We start from the raw sequence: 19,410 nt of genomic DNA on the forward strand, positions 1-19,410 counted from the left end.
TTTTCAGTAAGAAGGTGTTGTTATGACTCAGGAATTAATTGATTTAAAAAATAGCATTCTTGAAGGTCGTTATGACGATGCTTTGTTCATTGTTGATGAATTAGAAGGAATGAGTAGACAAGCGGTTATACGAAATATAAAATCGTTTCTTGTGAGATTGTTAATTCACTTAATTAAAAACCAAATTGAACAGCGTTTAACTAATTCTTGGGTTGCTTCGATTTCTGATTCTATTATTAAAATTAAAGATTTGAATCTCCAAGATAATAAAACATCCTATTACATCAAACCAGATGAATGGGAACCTTTGTTAGAAGAATCAATATCAGCAGCAATTCGTCCGGCAAGTGTGGAAGTGTTAAATGGAAGATTAAAACCAGCGCAACTTTCCAATATGCTGGATAAAACCGAGTTAACAGCCACAGCAAAACAGTTAGTTATGCTAACTTATGAGCATTCAATAACTGTTTTACCTGACATTATCGATCGATATTTAATTCAGTTACCTGGCGGTAAAGATTGCTTGGAAGGTCAAGAATAATTCCGAAAAAGTTACTTTTCCATACGAACATTTCTGCCACTATTATCAGTGCGATAAACCCAAGTTTTTTGCCCATTAGTTATAGTAACTCGCCATCCCGGAACTAATGCTTGAGTACAGATTCGATCTGGTTCAGAAATGCCTAAACAACCATTAGGCCAAGTTTCTTGTTTATAGTTGGTAATTCTTAGCTTTTCAGAAGCAATTCCAGTGCGTTTAGATAAGTCTTTTTTCACAGCATTAGCTATAGCATCTGGTAAAGTATTTGTCGGACGATTCGAGATATTTTCACTAACCAAACTACTGGGAAAATTCCCAATTTTCCCAGGAAGTCGATCGCTAATTTCTGGATAAGCAACCGCAGAGTTAACCAGGGTTAAATTAGCACCTAAATAAAAGATTGCTGCTAAAAGAAATACTGGAAAAATGCGACCTTTAATGGTTGAATTTGTTGAGAATTGATGAGTAAAATGTTTCATGGCAGTGTCAAAAGGCTTTAATTATCTAATTTGGTTGTAGCGTATGTGTTAGCACGTACCGCTTCTCAATACAATAATTCTAGACGCTATTTACCCATTCCTTAGTTCCCGGAGATTATTCCTCCCCAAGGAGTATGGCTGAAAATTGCTGATTAATTAAGATGTCAGAGTAAGCATCAGGTAGAAATCAAGGAATTGCAAGTGATGAAAGTTACTAAAAATTGGCGGCAGATTGGTAAAATATTTTTGGCTGGATTGTTAATTCTTAATTTTTGGATATTCAATTCGCCAAATGCGATCGCAGCAGTTAATACTCCTCACGAAGATACTCATCTCACTCAGGGAGATTCCAACATTTCTAAAGCCAGAACTCAACGCATTGATACTATTGCTGAATGTAGAAAATATTTAGAACAAGGAAATAATAATAGCACTGCTGATTTAGACAGACCATTAGATAAAATGGGAAACGATCGCTTAGTAGGGGCATTAAAAGCAACAGATAACCCCAATCCGACTGAAGCAGAAGTCGCATTTAAGCGTTGTCTGGAAGCTAACAAAATTGTCCCTCAACCTACAGAAGGCGACAAGCCTTCAATGTTCTAAAATTACTGTAATTAAAATCGGGAAACATGGAAAAAGCCACTTTTGCAGCTGGTTGTTTTTGGGGAGTTGAAGAGACTTTTCGCCAAGTTAAAGGCGTTATTTCCACAGCAGTTGGTTACACAGGTGGACATTTTCCTAATCCTTGCCATTTAGATGTTTGTTCTCGAATTACGGGTCATGCAGAATCAGTACAAATTGATTATGACCCGTCTCAAATTACCTATAATGAATTATTAGAAATATTTTGGACTTGTCACGATCCAACCCAATTAAATCGACAAGGGGTCGATCGAGGCGAACAATACAGATCTGCTATATTTTTTCATACCCCAGAACAGGAAGCAGCCGCCCAAGCGTCTAAACAAAAATTGCAAAATTCGGGAAAATATGATAAAGATATTGTTACAGAAATAAAGCCTGTGGGAGAATTTTATTTAGCAGCAGCGGAACATCAACAATATTTTGCCAAGAAGAAGTTGTAGGGTACGTCAGATAGTCAAACCCTAATGCTTTGTCGATTAGATTTATAATCTGGCGCACCCTACTAATGGTGTCGAATATTTTTAGATATCAGGATCATCAGGATTATTAGAGTCAAAGCATTGAATATTTTCTAACCATATAGTCAAAATTTCCTGCTTGCTAAATAAGTTTTAGTGCTAATCTACTGATTGTTTCTCATTACAGTGACCAAGTTATCCTATTTTCCAGTAGGTTGTAACCGAGAACTGGCGTAATTCTCAATCAAGTTGAGAAAGTGGTTTTTGCAACCTAATTTTTAGGTGCGATCGGAGCGAACAATATGTTAAAAAAACGCAGATGGTTTCCCCTTTTAATAGCTTTAAGTATGATGGTAGCGGTGTTAATACCCAGCCGATCGTACTCGCAAACAAAACTTGCTGATATTCAAGGACATTGGGCACAACCTTGCATCAAAGAACTAGTAGAAAAACAAATTATTACTGCTGATGAAAATGGCAATTTTCGTCCCGATTCCCAAGTCAATCGAGCCGAATTTGCTACTATAATTAGTAAAGCTTTTCCTGACAAACCTGTAATTAGAAAGCCAATTCGCTTTGCCGATATTCCCTCCAATTATTGGGCAGCTAACGGGATTCGTCAAGCTTATCAAACAGGATTCGTTTCTGCTTATATTGGTGAAAGTTTTAACCCATTGCGAAAGCTGACGAGAGAACAAGTTTTACTATCTTTGGTTAAGGGGTTGAAATATTCACCCAGTCAACCAGTTGAAAAAACCTTAAAAACACTATTTGACGACGCACCAGAAATTCCCAAAAATTCTCGAAATGCCATTGCTGCTGCCACAGAAAAACTACTAATTGTTAATTATCCGAATGTTCGCCAACTCAAACCAAACAAAATAGTTACTCGTGCAGAAGTAGCAACTTTTTTATGTCAAGCGTTGGGAAATTCTCAAGTAATTCCCGAACAATATATTGCTAGAATTAGTTCTCCTAGCACAACTACAACCGCAGTTAGAAATCAAACGCCTCAAACTACACAAACAACTGAAATAAAACCGAATCCAGCACCAAGTCCTACATCACAAACAACTGAAATAAAACCAAATCCAGCATCAAGTTCTACATCACAAACAACTGAAATAAAACCGAATCCAGCACCAAGTTCGGCGACTACTTCGAGATTATCAACCTCTGCGGAAGCAACATCTCCAGCAGCAGTTTCGATCGAAACACCAACTTCGCAGACAAATATAAATAGAACTGCTGAGACAACCAGAACTACGGCAAATGTAACTAACACCCCCCTAAATCCCATAGCTGTAATTAGAAAACCTACTCCGCAAACATTAGAAAGAACAACGGAAATTAGAGGTGTTTGGCTGACAAATATTGATAGCGATGTGATGTTTTATCGAGACAAACTTTCGGATGCGATCGCTAATCTAAAACAGCTAAATTTTAACACCTTGTATCCCACAGTTTGGAATTGGGGTTACACACTTTATCCCAGCGAAGTAGCAGAACCAATAGTAGGAAGTCGTCAACGTTTAGTCACACCAACAGACGAAAATATTGACCCAGAATTAGGGATCGATCGGGACGTTTTGCAGGAAGTAATTACCCAAGGACATAAACAAGGTATGGCTGTAATTCCTTGGTTTGAATTTGGCTTTATGGCTCCAGCAGATTCCCAAATAGCGCAACTTTATCCAGATTGGATTCTCAAACGTCAGGATGGTAGCCAAATTTGGAATGAAGGGCCACATCAAAGAGTTTGGATGAATCCTTTTCACCCGGAAGTGCAGCAGTTTATTGAAAGTTTAATCCTAGAAATTGTCACCAAATATGATATTGATGGCATTCAATTTGACGATCATTTTGGTTTCCCTTCCCAGTTAGGTTATGACGAATACACTGTGGCGCTTTATCAACAAGAACACGGAGGACAACCTCCCCCAGATGATTTTCAAGACCCCGAATGGGTACGCTGGAGAGCAGACAAAATTACTCAATATATGCAGCGCATTCACCGCGCAATTAAACAGCGTAAACCTAAAATTGTGATTTCTGTATCTCCCAATCCTCAAGAATTTTCCTATAAATACTTTTTGACTGATTGGCAAAGATGGGAAGAACAAGGATTAATTGAAGAACTAGTTTTACAAGTTTATCGCAACGATTTGAATCGCTTTATTGCAGAAATTGAACGTCCCGAAGTGGAAGCAGCAAGACGGCGTATTCCGGTAGCGATCGGCATTATCACCGGAGTAAAACCTCAAGCTGTTCCAATGTCACAAGTAATAGAACAAGTAGAAGTTGCCAGAAATTGGGGATTCTCAGGAGTTTCTTTCTTCTTCTATGAAAGTTTGTGGAATCTAACCAAAGAACCCCCTGCATTAAGACAGTCAGCTTTGCAAAAGATATTCCCAAATCAGATGCCAAGACCTAATATTTTTGTAGGTTGGAAACCTCCTCGTTAAGGAAGAGGAAGTGGGGAAGTGGGAAGATGGGGAAAAATATTTCAACTATAGTGTTTCTCGTTTGGATGCGGTACTTCAAGGGGCGGGTTTTGATTGGTATATCTTTCACACAGCAAGGATTTCAGCTAAACCCGCCCCTACAATATGTATGCCGCACCATTATGAGAACTGCTATATATCCAAAATTTCCCACTTCCTCCCAGTACCCAGTACCCAATACCCAATCACCCATGACTAATTGATGAAAAATAGCTCGCAAAAGCGTTTCCTTGATTATGGTGTTTAGGTGTAGTATCACCGTTGTCTAGTTTCAACATTGAACCAGAATTATTTGTGCGATACACCCAACGTTTTTTTCCGCTAGCTATAGTGATTTGCCACCCTGATATTTCTGACTCAACACAGAGGAAGTTAGAGTTTTTGCTGATTAAACAGCGATCGCTCAAAACCAATTGTTGAGCATTAATTATCTTTAATTCTGATTTTGGCAACCCCGATCGTTTCGACAAATCTTTCACTACTGCATCAGCAACCGACTTAGATAAAGCTGTTTGTGAAGCACCAGAAGTAACAGCAACCTTACTACTTCCAGTAATTGATGGTTTAACAGCAAAGCATAATATAGTCGTGAAAAACAAAGCTAAAACCAAGGGATTTGGTTGCCTAGAGGTTTTAGCAGTTTTATTAAGCGTTGCTTTAATAGCGCCAGTATTAAATGTATTTTCCATAGCAAGCTTGGCGAATCTATGGCGTTAACAAAGAGCATTCTCAAGAGTAGAGACTACACCCCGATTCCTAAAAACTCCAGAAAACTTTATAAAGTTTCTTATCGGGTGTGCTTATAATGCTATTGCAATATAGCTTTAAGCTTGATGGAGAGCGATTCAAATTTAGTAAGAGTCGCACTGGCATCACAAAAGGGTTTCAGAACAAGCAAGCAATTGCACCCAGTAGTAGATCCGTAAAAGGTTGGTTTTTGAGGGAACTTAAACTGAAATCCTATAGTAATAGTTTGCTTTTTATTTCGCTATTTTCACACCTAGAAAATACGGAATTTAGTGTAAAAAAGCTGACATTTAATCATAAAAAATGTTAAGTTGGCTGCGATCGACAATTAAGCGGCTGATAATTATATCAGTATTTATCTTCTTAGTCAATCCCTCACAAAGCAGTATTGGCAGTAACAGAGCTTTTAGTTATGTAATAAATTATAAAAAGTAGCAAATTATGTAATTGTTTCGTATATTTCTAAAGGTAAATCATCTGGATCTTTGAAAAAAGTAAATCGTTTACCAGTAATTTCATCAACTCGAATATTTTCCACAGCCACACCCTGAGATTGAAGACTAGCAACCGCTGCATCAAGATTGTCCACTTGAAAAGCTAAATGTCGAAGTCCACAAGCTTCAGGATTATTAATTCTTTGGGGAGCATTCGGAAAAGAAAAAAGCTCTATTTGGTCACTTTCACCAACCCGTAAATCTAACTTATAGGAATTGCGTTCCACCCTAAAAGTTTCCTGAATCACCGAAAAACCTAAAACTTCCACATAAAATTTTTTCGACTTGGCGTAATCGGAACAAATAATCGCCACATGATGAAAGCCTGTAGTTTTCATAATCTCATTAAGCTACAAAAATATTACCCAAGGCAGATTCAAAAGCAGCTAATCTAGTCGCTTCTGCAATTTTAGGAATCCCAAAAACGCGAGGTAAACGTTTAGTTTCCGCTAAAATTTGTCTAACTTCTCGGTTGGTTATATCTGCCAAATTTCTGTTAGTTAATAAAGCCGTAATTGCGGCAATACCTAAAGCTTGACCAACACCAGAATTATATTCTACGATTCTCCCGGAAGCAGAAGCCATACCAGTAAAACCGGAACCTGGACTAACAACAGCTAAGTTACGTACATTCTTAATTAATGTGTGTTGAAAACCAACATTGTAAACAGGTAATGGAAAACTCAATTTGGTAAAACCATTAGCATAAGCTTTGGCAGCAATGCCTTCAATTCCGCCACGGACATCAAAATAATAGCCAAAAGTACCCAAAGCTTCACTATTAGAAACGCCACCCATTAACATATCTGCACCATCAAGAGATTGCACCACATTAGTCACATTGCCAGCGTGTCTAATATAAAGTTCAGAGGCAACAATTAAATTAGTTGCTCCAATACTTTTAAACCATCTTTCTAGGTAATTCATTTCTGACAGCATGGCAGAAGTTGGTTGAGCGCCATTTTTCGCTAAAGCTTCGGCTTCGGAAGCAGTTGCAGGGAATAATAAAGAATTCCAAGAAAGTCTTCCTCCGGGAAGAATGGCAACATTTGCTTTATCAAAAAGCATTCCTGATTCATACAGGGAAAACTTTAAATTGCGGAAAGAATGGTAAGCTACAGAAAGTGCAGGAGAACGTACTAAAAGATAATCTGCACCTACCCAAAGAGTTTTCAAGTTTCCTTGAGCATCTACCATATCTTTTCGCAGTTGTTGTACTAGCTGGTCGTTGTTTCCCGCAGCTGTCCATAACCATTTTTGGGCTTCTATATCTGCGAAATTAGTAAAGCGTTTAAGCAACTGTAATTCGTAATTTCTCAGTTCGGTAATTGTTAATCCTTGAGTTTCAAAAACTAAGGTAACGGCTAGTTCGGATTCCGGTAAACCAAAAGTTTCAAAACCTCTTAATTTTGGTACTCCTGCTGCTTGAGCTAATTCGGCATTGACTGTGGCATCAATAAACTGTTTGGCGCTGAAAGTTTCGTCAGTAAAAGTAATAATACTAACCAATTTATCAGCTTGTTTATTAACAGCTTTAATTCCGACATTGCTAATAAAATCAACATTTGCTTCAGTTAGCATTTGTCTTAGAACGGTGCTAGCTTGAGCCGGGTCAAGGGAAACTAGACTGACATTAGCTTTTTGCAGAAATTCTTCATAAATAGCTGGAGGATCTCCAAAGGCTTCTAAATTGAGAGCATCTCGCACTGATTTGTCAATTTGGCTTCTATCTAAATAGGCGAGTTTGCCTCTGACTAAATGACCGCCAATACCTTGCTGTAAATTACCTTTTGATAGTAAAAGAACTCTGGGATATTTGTTAGTACGACGACGGTATTCTCGCGCCGCAGTGACTACAGCAAATACCCCAGGAAGTTCATCTCCAAAACCGATAATGTCGTAGGTTTTGACTCGACTGGGAGAGGTTTGAGTTGGGAATAAAGAGCCAAAATTAATCAAAGTAATTAACTCCCATCAATTCAGTAATTACTGGCCCGGAAGTGCTGGTAAACCAGTTTGTCGCCAAAATTGATTGAAACTTTGTGGTTGAATGAAACGCCATGCTGTTAACCCTAATACAGCTAGGATAATTAAAGTTATTAAACTACTAACTATTTTTGTTAGTAAACCGCTGCTGCTAGGTCTTGTTTTTGTTGGGGTTTGGGCAGCTGAGGCGGGGCCAGTCATTACTGGGGAATTTGGGGGAGAAGCAGTTGGTTTTGCAGGTATTTTAGGGAGAGGTTGGGGTTGAGAAGTTTCTCCAGAGATAGGGGAATTGTTAAAAGTTTGTAGTTGTTGAGTTACTGCTGGTGGTTGCTGGTTTGTGCGTACCCATTGCAATAATGCTGCTCTGGTAATGCCGCAAAGATTGGGTGTTTTTAATGCGGGAATTCGTTGCAGTATTGGTTGAGAGTTGGAGACAAAAACTACTAATTTATCGGGGTTTTCTTGGGCGAAACCGTACATACATTGAGCTACGGATATTACTAGTCTGGCTTGTTTGCTTAGGTCTTTGCCAGCAGCGGGGTTGAGGGTGGGATGTACGGCGTGGGCGTTGGTTAGTTGCCAACCGCTTTCGGGAAAGAAGCGGGTAAATTCTCTGGCGGTTTTTTCTACTTCTGGTTCTGGGGCTCGACCTGTGAGAAATTCGATTTCTTCATAGATGATTTGGGGGAGGTAGCAGTTGCCAATGCGGGAGTATTCTTGCCATTCGCGGATGCTGCTACCGACGATCGAACTGAGGTCGAGAAGAATTGCAATAGGCGGTGTTGTTGCCATGACTATCACAGGATTTTAGATTTTTGATTTGAGATTTTGGATTGTTTTTAGTCATCAATTAAAGAATTGATGACTGTTAACGATCGCAAATCTAAAATATATTATTTGCGCCGCCAATTCCCAATCTTCCCGCTAGTCCGGGAGTCAAGGGAATTAAGGTGGTAATCATCAAAAACAAGGCTAACAAACCTAATGCGGCTCTGGCATCATCTGGTTCGCTAATTTCGTTTAAGCTGGGTCTTTCTAAGTCTCTTTGCAGGAACAAAATAATGATAGCCCAGTAGATGGCAATTGGGTTAGCGAAGGCGGCGATCGCTAAAAAGATAAAAGTTGCTAATGTGGCTCTAGAAGCAATTTTCCGTCCGTAAATTGCGTGAACTATTCGTCCCCCATCTAATTGTCCAGCTGGCATGATATTCAGGGCGGTAATTACTAAACCTAGCCAACCAATTACGGTGAGGGGATGAACATCAACTAAAGGTTTTTGCAATGCGGAACCTAAAACAACTTTGGCTAGAGTTCCGACTAAAATTGAACCTTGGAAAAATTCGGCGGGAACTTGGAAAAAACTGCCTTCATGGGAAAGAACTAAGCCAATAATTAACATTAACAAAGAAACTATTCCTCCGGTAGCTGGCCCAGCTATGGCAATGTCAAACATGACTTTCCGGTTGGGTAAAAGTGATTCAAACCGGGTAACTGCGCCGAACGAACCTAACTGCCAAGCGGGAATAAAATAAGGTAAACTTAGGCGGATATTATGGCGTTTTGCCATGACTCTGTGACCGATTTCATGGGCGAATAAAACAGCTAAAATTCCGGCGGCAATTGGTAAGACTTCGTTAATTCGGTTCCAATTATTAAACAAATCAAATCCCAAGAAGAAACCAGCAGTTTCTAAACAGGTGAATATAGTAGCGATCGCCAAAACCACAGCTAAAATCTTTTGAGTAATCGTCGAAACTTTCGGGTCGTTGCTGCTAGGTAAAACCACCATTGTGGGTTTTCCTTCGGGATTTTCGATCATGAATAAACGATAGCGATCGCTCACTCTTTCCTTTAAAGCAGCGGATAGGCGATCGTGCGAACTTTCCGCTTCTCCGCGCAAATTTCCCTTAAAAATTGCACCTTCTTGATAAGGAATTGTTTCAGTAACAAAAAAGGTATCAATACCAAAAATTCCTTGAATTGCCTTTAAATCTTCCTCTGGAATAGGCAGCGGTTCTTTAATACCCAAGAATTCTGATTTTGCCTTACCATTGTCGGAGCCAGATGCTTCTGGGGTAGTTTCTGCGGGTGAATGTGGCGAATCTTGATTATTTTGACTCATTTTTGCCGCTTTTTCTTGCAGTAAGGCATCTTGTCCGGCAGCGCGGAGTTGTCTACCTAAGTAAATATATAACCCTGATGAAACTACCAACATTAACAAAATAGCGGCTAAGTTAATATAAATTCCTGCCGCAAACAACCCAAAGAATAATAGCCAAGGAGCCATTAATACCACTGATTGTAACCAAGCTAAAATCCCTAACTTACCGAAAGGTTTAGCTCGGAGAAATCCCCAGATTAATATTACCAAAGCGACGAAGACAATAATTGCTATTACAGGAGTTTCTGATGCAGTAAACATTTCCAAAATTTTTGCTCCTTAAACACTCAACTTAAATTGATATCAATTTATAAGGGGAATTTCAAAATTGATTTTCACAGTTTTGGACAGCTTTTCTGAGATTTCCTTGATTGGCAATTAAAAGTTTTTCACCTTGTTCTCGATCTAATCCTGTCCAGTGCATTAATAAGGCTAATTTCACCTTTTTGCCACTGCGTTCTAATAAATTAGCAGCAGCATCTCTGTTTAAATCGGTAAGGTCTTGAATAATTCGCCAAGCTCGATCGCGCAATTTAGTATTAGTAACTGCCACATCGACCATGCGATTGCCGTAAACTTTCCCCAACTGTACCATTACGCCAGTGGAGAGAATGTTTAAAGCCATTTTAGTCACTGTTCCGGCTTTTAATCTCGTAGAACCTGCTAAAATTTCTGGCCCAACTAGCAACCGAATGTCAATATCAGCATCGCAGCTAACTTGTTCTTGGGGGACGCAAGCCATGAAAATAGTAGTAGCGCCACGACTTTTGGCAGCTTGTAAAGCGCCGTGAACAAAGGGCGTAGTTCCTCCAGCGGTGATTCCCACTACTACGTCTAACTGGCTGATTGCTTGTTGTTCGATCGCCGCTGCACCATCCGAGGCCCGATCTTCCAAATCTTCCGAACTCCGCACTAAAGCACCTGCACCCCCAGCGATAATTCCCTGCACCAACTCTGGAGGCGTGCAAAAGGTGGGGGGACATTCAGCAGCATCTAAAACGCCTAAACGTCCGCTAGTACCTGCGCCAATGTAAAATAGCCTTCCGCCCTGGCGTAATGCTTTGGCTGTAACTGCGATCGCTTCCGCCAAAGGGAGACGGGCTTGTGCGATCGCGGCAATAGTTTGCCGATCTTCTTGATTGAATAGATCTACTAATTCTAAACAGCTTAACTGATCTAAGTTTTGACTCTTGGGGTTAATCTGTTCTGTCAAAAGATGACCGCGTTCTTCTAATTGTGTCATTGCACCTCGCAAATTTTAAAGTAATCCTTCCAGCCTACGGCGAATACTATCCAATTCGGCATCGGACATTTCTGAGGCTTCAGTTTCTTCAGACTCAACTAAATCTAGATCGTCATCGAACTCATCCTCAAATTCATCATCAAATTCATCATCTATTTGCCAGTCAGTTTCTTCGACGCTGGCTTCTGGAGGGAGAGTTAAAGCGCCTTCTGGGACAAGTTCCCAGTCGTAATCAGCACTTTCACAAAACGCCTTGATTTCCCGATCGTCCATTGATTCCACTGTTGCTTCGGGAAAGTCTTGGGCTTCCAGCATCAAGCCGTAGCGGGTAGCGTCGTCTTCTGACTCGAACATCAGGACTTTATTGCGATCGCCAATTTGCAGGGTATGAATTCCCTCATTGTCCGTACCAGCATTGAATAACAGAACGAATACACGCATAGTCACTAGATTTATTGTTGCGCTCATCAGTTATTTATATTACTAACCAATGGAACCTGAGAAGAAGTCCCTTAGCTAATTCAGTAACTCGAAGTATCATAACAGTTTAAAGATTTCTCATATTTACGAAAGAGAAGTAAATATTGCAGCAGCTACTTGAAAAAAAGTGAGAATTTTACCATGAAAAAAGTCACAGGAAATGTTGGATTTTGCTGAATTTTTAGGGAACAAATATTTCTATTAACTTGTCTTGGTGATAGTTGACGGCTAGCATTTTTACTTAAATTACTCAGTTTCGATTTAATTCATCCCGTTTCTGTTCAAATATGTAACAGCTACAAATGCAGAATGTGGGCTAAAATGCTCTTCAGCTAGATTGTGGCGTTGTCTTAGCTTGGCGGGTGTGAGGTTGAAATGACAAATTCTCCAAATTCCAATAACGAAAACAACGAAAACGAACCAATTAGAAATCGCCGGGTGTGGCTGTTATGGCTAAGTCGTGCTGGGCTCGGTTTTGGTGTAATTGCACTTGTTGGTATCGGGCTAGGTGCTTGGTGGGCGTGGGTTTTTATTAATCGAGATTTAGCGCCACTGGTGCAAAAAAATGTGAGCGATTTATTTCAAAGACCTGTAAAACTTGGTAAATTAGAAAGTTTTTCGTTAAATAGTTTAAGATTTGGCCCTTCTAGTGTACCGCCAACCGCGACAGATCCCGATCGCGCCACCACCCAAGCAGTAGATGTAAATTTTAATCTCCTAGACTTCCTTTTTACCAGAAGTTTAGATCTCGATATTACTTTAGTCAATCCTAATGTTTACATTGAACAAAGTCCTGACGGTCGTTGGATTACTACTCAACTTAAACCAGCTGAAGAACCAGGGCCAATTACTATTAATGTAGACTCAATTCGGGTTAATAATGGTAATGTGGTGCTACTTCCCAACGCTCAACCAACTAAACCGAGAATACCAGTTACAATTAATCCGATCGCCGCTACAGTAAACTTTTTAGATGATAATCAAAGATTTCAGTTTAATGCTGAAGGGCGAATTGTCCAACCTACTAATAATCAATTAGCTCAAACTACTCCGGCTACTTTTAAAACTAATGGGGAATTTTTATTACCATCGCAACGGTTAAATGCTCAAGTACAAGCGCAAAATATTCCGCTTACAGAGATCGATCGCCTAGTCCAAATTCCCAATGCTGATATTGTAGCAGGTCAAGTCAGCGGTAATTTAACTGTTAGATACAATCCCCAAGAATTGCCTTTTGTTTCGGGAGTCGCCAGCTTACAAAATGTTGCTGTCACTAGCCCCCAATTACCTGCACCAATTGTTAACACTAACGGTATTGTAAACTTTACGGGTAGAGGATTAAACTTAAATAATTTCTCTGCTTCTTTAGGACAAATTCCCGTTCAAGTTGGGGGAAGTGCTGACTTAGATAAAGGGTTAAATTTAGATGTTACAGTTCCTAATGCTACTCTGGCAAATTTAACGCAAACTTTTAAAGTTAAACCACCAGTTCCCGTGAGTGGGGCAGTAAGATTAGCCACCAAAGTAACTGGTACTATTGAATCACCAACTATTTTAGGACGAGTTAGTACCACCAAGCAAACCCAAATTGATAAACTGAATTTTCGGGATATTAGCACTAACTTTGCTTTCGCACCACAAACGAACGAATTAATTATTTCTAATATTCAAATTGTCCCGATGGCGGGAGGGAGAATTACCGGAAAAGGTAATGCTAAATTAGGTCAGCCTGGAGTAGTTGCGATCGATTTACAAGCACAAAATTTACCGGGAGATGCGATCGCTCAAATCTACAACTTAAATCTCCCTGCTAACATTAATCTAGGCAACATTAACGCCCAAACCCAAATCACCGGGCCATTAAATAATATTCGCATCGCCACTAATTTTCAAGCCCCTCAAGCTACCTATCCCTTAACCGGACAAGCAGTAATTAATAACGGCGAAATTCGCCTAACAAATGCCACAGCCCAAGTACCAGGCGGCAACGTTCAAGCATCAGCAAGAATCGCAAATAATCGTTGGCAAGCCACAGTTCAAGCCAACCAACTCCCAGTAAATAGCATCCTAGCAATTACCCAAACAGCCAACCAAAACCAACAACAAAAACCACCCGAAATTCCCCAACCAATTCGCCAAGGAAAAATCAGCGGAACCGTAAACTTAGCCGGAACTCTTGACTCTTTCCAACCAGAAAATATTCAAGCAAACGCCCAAGCAAACTTACAAGTTGCTGGCGGAAACATTCGCGTTAGCCAAGTACAATTAAACCAAGGAAATTGGCAAGCATTAGTCAACGCTTCCGGCATTAACCTAGCACTTTTTCCCCAAGTTCCCCCACAATTTAGATCCAACTTTAACGGACAATTCCGCGTAGCTGGAAACCTCAACGCCCCCACCACAAACATTCAAGCAACTGGACAAGGAAACCTCAATGTTGCCGGGGGAAACGTGCAAATTTCACGAGTAGCATTGAATAACGGAAATTGGAGTGCCACAGTTAGAACCAATAATATCAACTTAGGACAATTAGCCGAAGTTCCCAAAGAATTACAAGCACCTTTTAACGGACAATTCCAATTAGCAGGAAACTTAAACGAACCTGGAACTAATAATATTACAGCAGTAGGTTCGGGAGATATTCGAGTTGCGGGCGGTAACGTTAACATTCGCAGTTTACAACTAAATCAAGGCAACTTCCAAGCCACAGTAGCCGCATCAGGAGTACAATTAGATCGCCTTCCTCAAGTACCCAATAACTTACCAGTTGGCGCATTTAACGGACAATTTCAAGTAGCAGGAAACTTAGATAATCTTACCGCCGAAACAGGTCAATCTCCCCTCAACCAAATTCAAGTTTCTGGGCAAGGAAACTTACAACTTGCTGGCGGAAATGTGCAACTGCGCCAATTTCAATTAAATCAGGGAAATTTTCAAACCTTAGTTGATGCAAATAACGTCCAAGTAGCCCGTTTTCCCCAAGTACCAAATAACTTTCAAGGTACATTTAACGGACAACTACAAGCTAGAGGAAATCTTGCCAATTTAACCGCAGAAAATGCCCCATCTCCCCTCAATCAAATTCAAGCAACTGCAAGAGGAACTCTGCAAACTCCCACCGGAAATCTCCAACTTCGACAAGTACAATTAAATCAAGGAAATTTCCAAGCAAACATAGCAGCAAATAACCTACAATTATCTCAACTTCCCCAAGTACCACAAGGATTGCAAGGAACATTTAGCGGTGAATTACAAGCGAGAGGAAATCTTGATTCACTAACTAATCTTCAACCAAACGAATCTCCTTTATCGGAAATTCAAGCCAACGCCCAAGGAGTTTTAAGAATTCCCAATGATGGCACAGTTCAAGTACGCCAACTAACATTAAATCAAGGAAATTGGCAAGTAGCTTTAGATGCTAATCGCTTACAATTAGCCCGGTTGCCCCAAGTTCCCCCGCAGTTTGACGGAATCTTTAGCGGACAGTTACAAGCTTCGGGAAATCTTGCTAGTTTAACCCAAGAAACTGAAACTCCGCTATCAGGAATTGAGGCAATTGGTAGCGGAAGATTGCAAATTGCTGGCGGTACAGTTGACATTGAACAATTACAAGTAGACGACGGACGTTGGGCGGCGGCTGTTGATTTAGCCCAAGTACAATTAAGTGAGTTTTCTGACCAACTTAAAGGTAGAGTTAGCGGTGATTTAAAAGTAGGAGGAAGTTTAGCTGCATTAACTCAACCAAAGGGTTCTCCTTTAGCGGATATTCAAGCAACTGGTGATTTAAACTTTACGACAACACCTTATTTAAATCGCCCGTTAAATGTAGCATTTCAATGGACTGGTCAACAGTTACAAATTCAACAAGCGACAGCGCCAGGATTAACTGCAAGTGGCACAGTTACGGCAAGTTTTGACCAAAAGAATGTACCCCAAATTGCTAACTTGAATTTGAATGTTCAAGCGGAAGATTTTAATTTACAAACTCTGCCCGTAGATTTACCGGGAAATGTGAATGTAGCAGGTTTAGTTGATTTCAATGGGCAAATTTCAGGACAGTTAAATGCTTTAAATATTGATGGTCAAGTTGGGTTACAAAATTTAGCAGTTGGTGACTTTAAGTTTGACCCAAATTTGCGAGGAAATATTACTGCAACAGCGGGTAGGGGAGTGAGTTTACAACTGCAAGGAGAACAAGACCAAATTGCTGTTCAACTAGGCCCAAATTACCGACCAGAAAGTTTACTATTCCGCCAGGGTGAAACTTTAGTACAGGGAAGAAGACAGGGCGATTTATTTTCGTTAGATTTGGCTAGTGTTCCTGTAGCAACTGTGAAAAATTTAGCCCAAAATTTTGTGAATTTACCGCCAACAGTAGCTAATCAACAAATTAGCGGGCAACTTTCGGGAAATTTGGCGATTAATTTTGATACATTAAATGTAATTGGGCGGAATGTGACGATCGCCCAACCCCAAATCGGAGATTTACAAGCAGATTCCTTAACCGCTGATTTCCGCTACGCTGACGGTACATTACAAATCCTCAGCAGTCGATTACAACAAGGTGAAAGTATTTACGCCCTAAGCGGTACAGCAACTCAACTATTAACTCAAACTCCCCAAGTTCAAGGAAAAGTTACTATTGAAAAAGGCAAAATTCAAAACGTTTTAGCCGCAGTTGATTTCTTGAATTTACAAGGTTTTGGTGGTATTGGTACTAGAGAAGGAGAAACTCTTGGTAACGCCACTAATGTGCAAACTACTCCAGTAGGAATACCAAATGCTTCCTTATGGACGCAATTAGAGAGATTTGCTGAAATCACCTCTTTACTAGAACAAGAACGTGCAGCAAATCAAAGAGCTTTTTCAATACCAGATATTACTCAATTGCAGGGTAATTTTAGCGGTACAGTTGACTTTGCTGGAACTGTACCTACAGATATTCAAGCTAGTTTTAATCTCAGAGGTAATGATTGGAAATTAGATACTTATACAGTAGATCAAGTAGTTGCTCAAGGAACTTATAATGATGGCAATTTAAATGTACAAACCTTACAACTCCAATCCCAAGATACTAGAGTAGCATTTCAGGGAACTTTGGGAACTCAAGCTCAAAATGGAGTTTTACAAATCCAAAACTTCCCCTTAGAACCAATCAACAATATTTTAAATTTACCTGTTTATGTAACTGGAAATCTAGATGGAACAGTTAATATAACGGGAGATTTAAATAATCCTTATGCTAGCGGACAATTAAATATCGAAAAAGGCACTTTAGATGGTACGCCGATTCAATCCGCAGTTGCCAGTTTCACTTATGAAGATGCCCGGTTAAACCTTGATTCTCAAGTATTAATTTATCCACCACAACCAGTTGAGATTGCTGGTAGTATTCCTTTTAAGTTACCCTTTGCTAACGTCCAACCTGCTAGCAATCAAATTAGTCTCAGTGTCAATGTACAAAATGAAGGATTAGCATTAATTAATTTGCTGACAAATCAACAAGTGCAATGGGTAGATGGTACAGGACAAGCACAGTTAACAGTGGGGGGAACTTTAGAACGTCCGATACCCAAGGGATTTGTGAATTTACAAAATGCGACTCTGGGTGGTCAATTACTAGCAGAAAATCTGCAAAATGTGAATGGATTAATTCAGTTTGAGGGCGATCGCATTATCGTAGAAAAAGTTACAGGTGATTTCCCGCAAGGACAAGTAATTGCCCAAGGAACGATTCCCATTTTTGCACCTCTCGATTCTTTAGATCCAGCTAGTCAAAATCCTCTATCTATCAATCTTGACCAAGCAAGAGTTAATTTAAAAGGATTGTATGGGGGTGTTGTTGATGGCACAGTATTAATCAGAGGTTCGGCACTCACTCCTCAATTTGGTGGGCGAGTTAATTTACTTAATGGTCAACTTTCTTTACCCCAAACTCCTGCTACCGTCGCCGCTGTAAATGACACTACTACCACTAACCAAAATGTAGTTATTGAATTTAACAATTTCCAAATCGGATTAAGCAATAATGTTAACATTTCTCTACAACCAATTCTCGCTTTCCGCGGTAGTGGTAGCTTAACACTTAATGGTTCTTTAGATGAACCTCGCCCAGAAGGTACGATCGAATTACAACGAGGTACCGTCAACTTATTTGCTGCCCGGTTTAGATTAGAACGTGATTACGATAATGTTGCAGTTTTTGTTCCCGATCGCGGATTCAATCCCTTTTTAAATGTTAGATTAGCCACTAACGTTTCGGAAGTAACGGGTAATCGTTTACCTGTTTCACCTTTCGCTTCCGAAATTAATGATGCTCCCGCTACAGGTTTTGGCAGTTTACAATCAGTGAGAGTACAGGCGACTGTCCGCGGCTGGGCGAGTCAGTTAGGCACAAATCCCGATACTAATGCGGCATCATCTCAAATTATTGAATTAACTAGCGATCCTCCCCGCAGCGAATCAGAAATTGTGGCTTTAATTGGTGGTAGTTTTATTAATAATCTCGGTCAAGGTAGCGATGGTCTTGCGGGGTTAGCAGGGCTGGCTAGTTCTGTAGTTTTGCCCGGTTTAGAAGGATTTTTCGGCGATATTGGCGAAAAAATTGGTTTAAGCGAGTTTCGCATCTTCCCCACTGCTGTAACTTCTGGAAGAGAAAACGCTTCAGTATTAGGTGTAGCCGCAGAATTTGGCGTTGATATTACTGATAGTTTATCTGTTTCAGTCTTGCGGATTTTAACTGCCGAACAACCTACTCAATTTGGTTTACGCTATCGTTTTAATCCATATTTTACTCTGCGAGGTTCTACCGATTTCTCTGGTGATTCTAGGGCAATTCTTGAGTTTCAAAGAAGATTTTAGTCAGTCCGTTGTGAGGACTTTAGTCCTTCTCTTTGGGAGAAAAATCCGACTGAAGTCGATACAACGAACCTCAGTGTTATGGGTTATTATTAATAGTGTTAAGCCTTGGCTTTATCCCGGCAATTTGGTTATGAAGTCAGTTATCGCAAGTTCGATCGCAGAATTTCTTTCTCAACCTAATATTGAAGCTTCTCCAGCCTGGGAATTAATCAACGGGCGGGCAATTCAAAAACCAATGCCAACTTTGTTTCACTCACGGTTACAACGCAATTTGGTTAATTATATTAATGTTCATAGTGAAACTTTAGAAGCGGTGCAAGAGTGGCGTTGTATTATACCTCCTTTATCACCAGTACCGGATATTTCTGTGGTTTTCCGTTCTCGTATTTCTGAAGAAGATGGGCCTTTGAATGGCGCACCAGATTGGTTAATTGAAATTCGATCGCCCGATCAAAGTACGATAGATTTACAAAATAAAATTCTCCATTGTCTTAATAATGGAACTCAACTTGCTTGGTTAATTGATATAAATCGCCAACAAATTTGGGTTTGGCAAGGAGATGATTTGCCAAATATTTATTCAGGTGCGGATATGTTACCAACTTTGAGTGATGTAGCAGCACTTTCGGTTAATGCGGTGATGGCGATGACTGATAGATAACGCAAGTTGCTAGTTATTAATTCTTTCGGAGTTCCCCCCGCGCTAGTTCCCCCCGCGCTAGTTCCCCCCTTAATAAGGGGGGTTAGGGGGGATCTAACGCTGTGATTACATAAGTTTTGATCCCCCCCAACCCCCCTTATTAAGGGG

General features: G+C 40.1%; 14 protein-coding genes. 6 read left to right on the top strand and 8 right to left on the bottom strand.

What is annotated here, in order from left to right:
* Positions 1-22: 22 nt before the first annotated feature.
* Positions 23-541 carry a DUF29 family protein gene (locus ACE1B6_RS15205; RefSeq protein ID WP_413258084.1) on the top strand — a complete coding sequence of 173 codons (519 nt, stop codon included), beginning with the start codon at positions 23-25 and terminating at the stop codon, positions 539-541.
* 11 nt (positions 542-552) lie between these two features.
* On the opposite strand, the gene ACE1B6_RS15210 is transcribed toward ACE1B6_RS15205, so the two are convergent.
* Positions 553-1,020, bottom strand: coding sequence for a hypothetical protein (locus ACE1B6_RS15210; RefSeq protein ID WP_413258085.1), 468 nt, complete (start codon positions 1,018-1,020; stop codon positions 553-555).
* 204 nt (positions 1,021-1,224) lie between these two features.
* Here ACE1B6_RS15210 and ACE1B6_RS15215 point away from each other — a divergent pair, with 204 nt between their 5' ends.
* The 3 genes from ACE1B6_RS15215 (at position 1,225) to ACE1B6_RS15225 (ending at position 4,591) form a co-directional block, all read left to right on the top strand.
* The gene (locus ACE1B6_RS15215) at positions 1,225-1,626 is read left to right on the top strand and encodes a hypothetical protein (protein ID WP_413258086.1); all 402 of its coding nucleotides are present in this window, start codon (positions 1,225-1,227) and stop codon (positions 1,624-1,626) included.
* Between the two features lie 26 nt (positions 1,627-1,652).
* Positions 1,653-2,108 carry a peptide-methionine (S)-S-oxide reductase MsrA gene (gene msrA, locus ACE1B6_RS15220; protein ID WP_413258087.1) on the top strand — a complete coding sequence of 152 codons (456 nt, stop codon included), beginning with the start codon at positions 1,653-1,655 and terminating at the stop codon, positions 2,106-2,108.
* A gap of 320 nt (positions 2,109-2,428) precedes the next feature.
* Entirely contained in the window at positions 2,429-4,591 is a 2,163-nt protein-coding gene (locus ACE1B6_RS15225; RefSeq protein WP_413258088.1) for a family 10 glycosylhydrolase, read from the top strand.
* A 224-nt stretch (positions 4,592-4,815) separates the two neighbouring features.
* Here the strand turns inward: ACE1B6_RS15225 and ACE1B6_RS15230 are convergent, their stop codons facing one another.
* The 7 genes from ACE1B6_RS15230 to ACE1B6_RS15260 form a co-directional block, all read right to left on the bottom strand.
* Positions 4,816-5,319 (bottom strand): hypothetical protein, encoded by a 504-nt coding sequence (locus ACE1B6_RS15230; RefSeq protein ID WP_413258089.1) that lies wholly within the window; start codon positions 5,317-5,319, stop codon positions 4,816-4,818.
* A gap of 497 nt (positions 5,320-5,816) precedes the next feature.
* Complete coding sequence (gene gloA2, locus ACE1B6_RS15235) at positions 5,817-6,209, bottom strand: SMU1112c/YaeR family gloxylase I-like metalloprotein (RefSeq protein ID WP_413258090.1); 393 nt, start codon at positions 6,207-6,209, stop codon at positions 5,817-5,819.
* 7 nt (positions 6,210-6,216) lie between these two features.
* The gene (locus tag ACE1B6_RS15240; RefSeq protein WP_413258091.1) at positions 6,217-7,830 is read right to left on the bottom strand and encodes an FAD-dependent oxidoreductase; all 1,614 of its coding nucleotides are present in this window, start codon (positions 7,828-7,830) and stop codon (positions 6,217-6,219) included.
* Between the two features lie 27 nt (positions 7,831-7,857).
* The gene (locus ACE1B6_RS15245) at positions 7,858-8,649 is read right to left on the bottom strand and encodes a PIN domain-containing protein (RefSeq protein ID WP_413258092.1); all 792 of its coding nucleotides are present in this window, start codon (positions 8,647-8,649) and stop codon (positions 7,858-7,860) included.
* A gap of 91 nt (positions 8,650-8,740) precedes the next feature.
* Positions 8,741-10,279, bottom strand: a complete 1,539-nt coding sequence (locus ACE1B6_RS15250; protein WP_413258110.1) for a site-2 protease family protein — start codon at positions 10,277-10,279, stop codon at positions 8,741-8,743.
* A gap of 61 nt (positions 10,280-10,340) precedes the next feature.
* The gene (gene murQ, locus ACE1B6_RS15255) at positions 10,341-11,261 is read right to left on the bottom strand and encodes an N-acetylmuramic acid 6-phosphate etherase (protein ID WP_413258093.1); all 921 of its coding nucleotides are present in this window, start codon (positions 11,259-11,261) and stop codon (positions 10,341-10,343) included.
* A gap of 15 nt (positions 11,262-11,276) precedes the next feature.
* Entirely contained in the window at positions 11,277-11,702 is a 426-nt protein-coding gene (locus ACE1B6_RS15260) for a DUF3110 domain-containing protein (RefSeq protein WP_413258094.1), read from the bottom strand.
* Between the two features lie 414 nt (positions 11,703-12,116).
* On the opposite strand from ACE1B6_RS15260, the gene ACE1B6_RS15265 reads away from it, so the two are divergent.
* Entirely contained in the window at positions 12,117-18,602 is a 6,486-nt protein-coding gene (locus ACE1B6_RS15265; protein ID WP_413258095.1) for a translocation/assembly module TamB domain-containing protein, read from the top strand.
* 130 nt (positions 18,603-18,732) lie between these two features.
* Entirely contained in the window at positions 18,733-19,263 is a 531-nt protein-coding gene (locus ACE1B6_RS15270) for a Uma2 family endonuclease (RefSeq protein ID WP_413258096.1), read from the top strand.
* The last annotated feature ends 147 nt before the right edge of the window (positions 19,264-19,410 follow it).

Origin of the sequence: Floridaenema fluviatile BLCC-F154 (assembly GCF_041929135.1) — a bacterium.
GTDB classification, from domain to species: domain Bacteria; phylum Cyanobacteriota; class Cyanobacteriia; order Cyanobacteriales; family Aerosakkonemataceae; genus Floridanema; species Floridanema fluviatile.

Bases quoted from the DNA above. Each gene is read 5' to 3' on its own strand.
- ACE1B6_RS15205 (WP_413258084.1), top strand. From the start codon at position 23: ATGACTCAGGAATTAATTGATTTAAAAAATAGCATTCTTGAAGGTCGT.
- ACE1B6_RS15210 (WP_413258085.1), bottom strand. From the start codon at position 1,020: ATGAAACATTTTACTCATCAATTCTCAACAAATTCAACCATTAAAGGT.
- ACE1B6_RS15215 (WP_413258086.1), top strand. From the start codon at position 1,225: ATGAAAGTTACTAAAAATTGGCGGCAGATTGGTAAAATATTTTTGGCT.
- msrA (WP_413258087.1), top strand. From the start codon at position 1,653: ATGGAAAAAGCCACTTTTGCAGCTGGTTGTTTTTGGGGAGTTGAAGAG.
- ACE1B6_RS15225 (WP_413258088.1), top strand. From the start codon at position 2,429: ATGTTAAAAAAACGCAGATGGTTTCCCCTTTTAATAGCTTTAAGTATG.
- ACE1B6_RS15230 (WP_413258089.1), bottom strand. From the start codon at position 5,319: ATGGAAAATACATTTAATACTGGCGCTATTAAAGCAACGCTTAATAAA.
- gloA2 (WP_413258090.1), bottom strand. From the start codon at position 6,209: ATGAAAACTACAGGCTTTCATCATGTGGCGATTATTTGTTCCGATTAC.
- ACE1B6_RS15245 (WP_413258092.1), bottom strand. From the start codon at position 8,649: ATGGCAACAACACCGCCTATTGCAATTCTTCTCGACCTCAGTTCGATC.
- ACE1B6_RS15250 (WP_413258110.1), bottom strand. From the start codon at position 10,279: ATGTTTACTGCATCAGAAACTCCTGTAATAGCAATTATTGTCTTCGTC.
- murQ (WP_413258093.1), bottom strand. From the start codon at position 11,261: ATGACACAATTAGAAGAACGCGGTCATCTTTTGACAGAACAGATTAAC.
- ACE1B6_RS15260 (WP_413258094.1), bottom strand. From the start codon at position 11,702: ATGCGTGTATTCGTTCTGTTATTCAATGCTGGTACGGACAATGAGGGA.
- ACE1B6_RS15265 (WP_413258095.1), top strand. From the start codon at position 12,117: ATGACAAATTCTCCAAATTCCAATAACGAAAACAACGAAAACGAACCA.
- ACE1B6_RS15270 (WP_413258096.1), top strand. From the start codon at position 18,733: ATGAAGTCAGTTATCGCAAGTTCGATCGCAGAATTTCTTTCTCAACCT.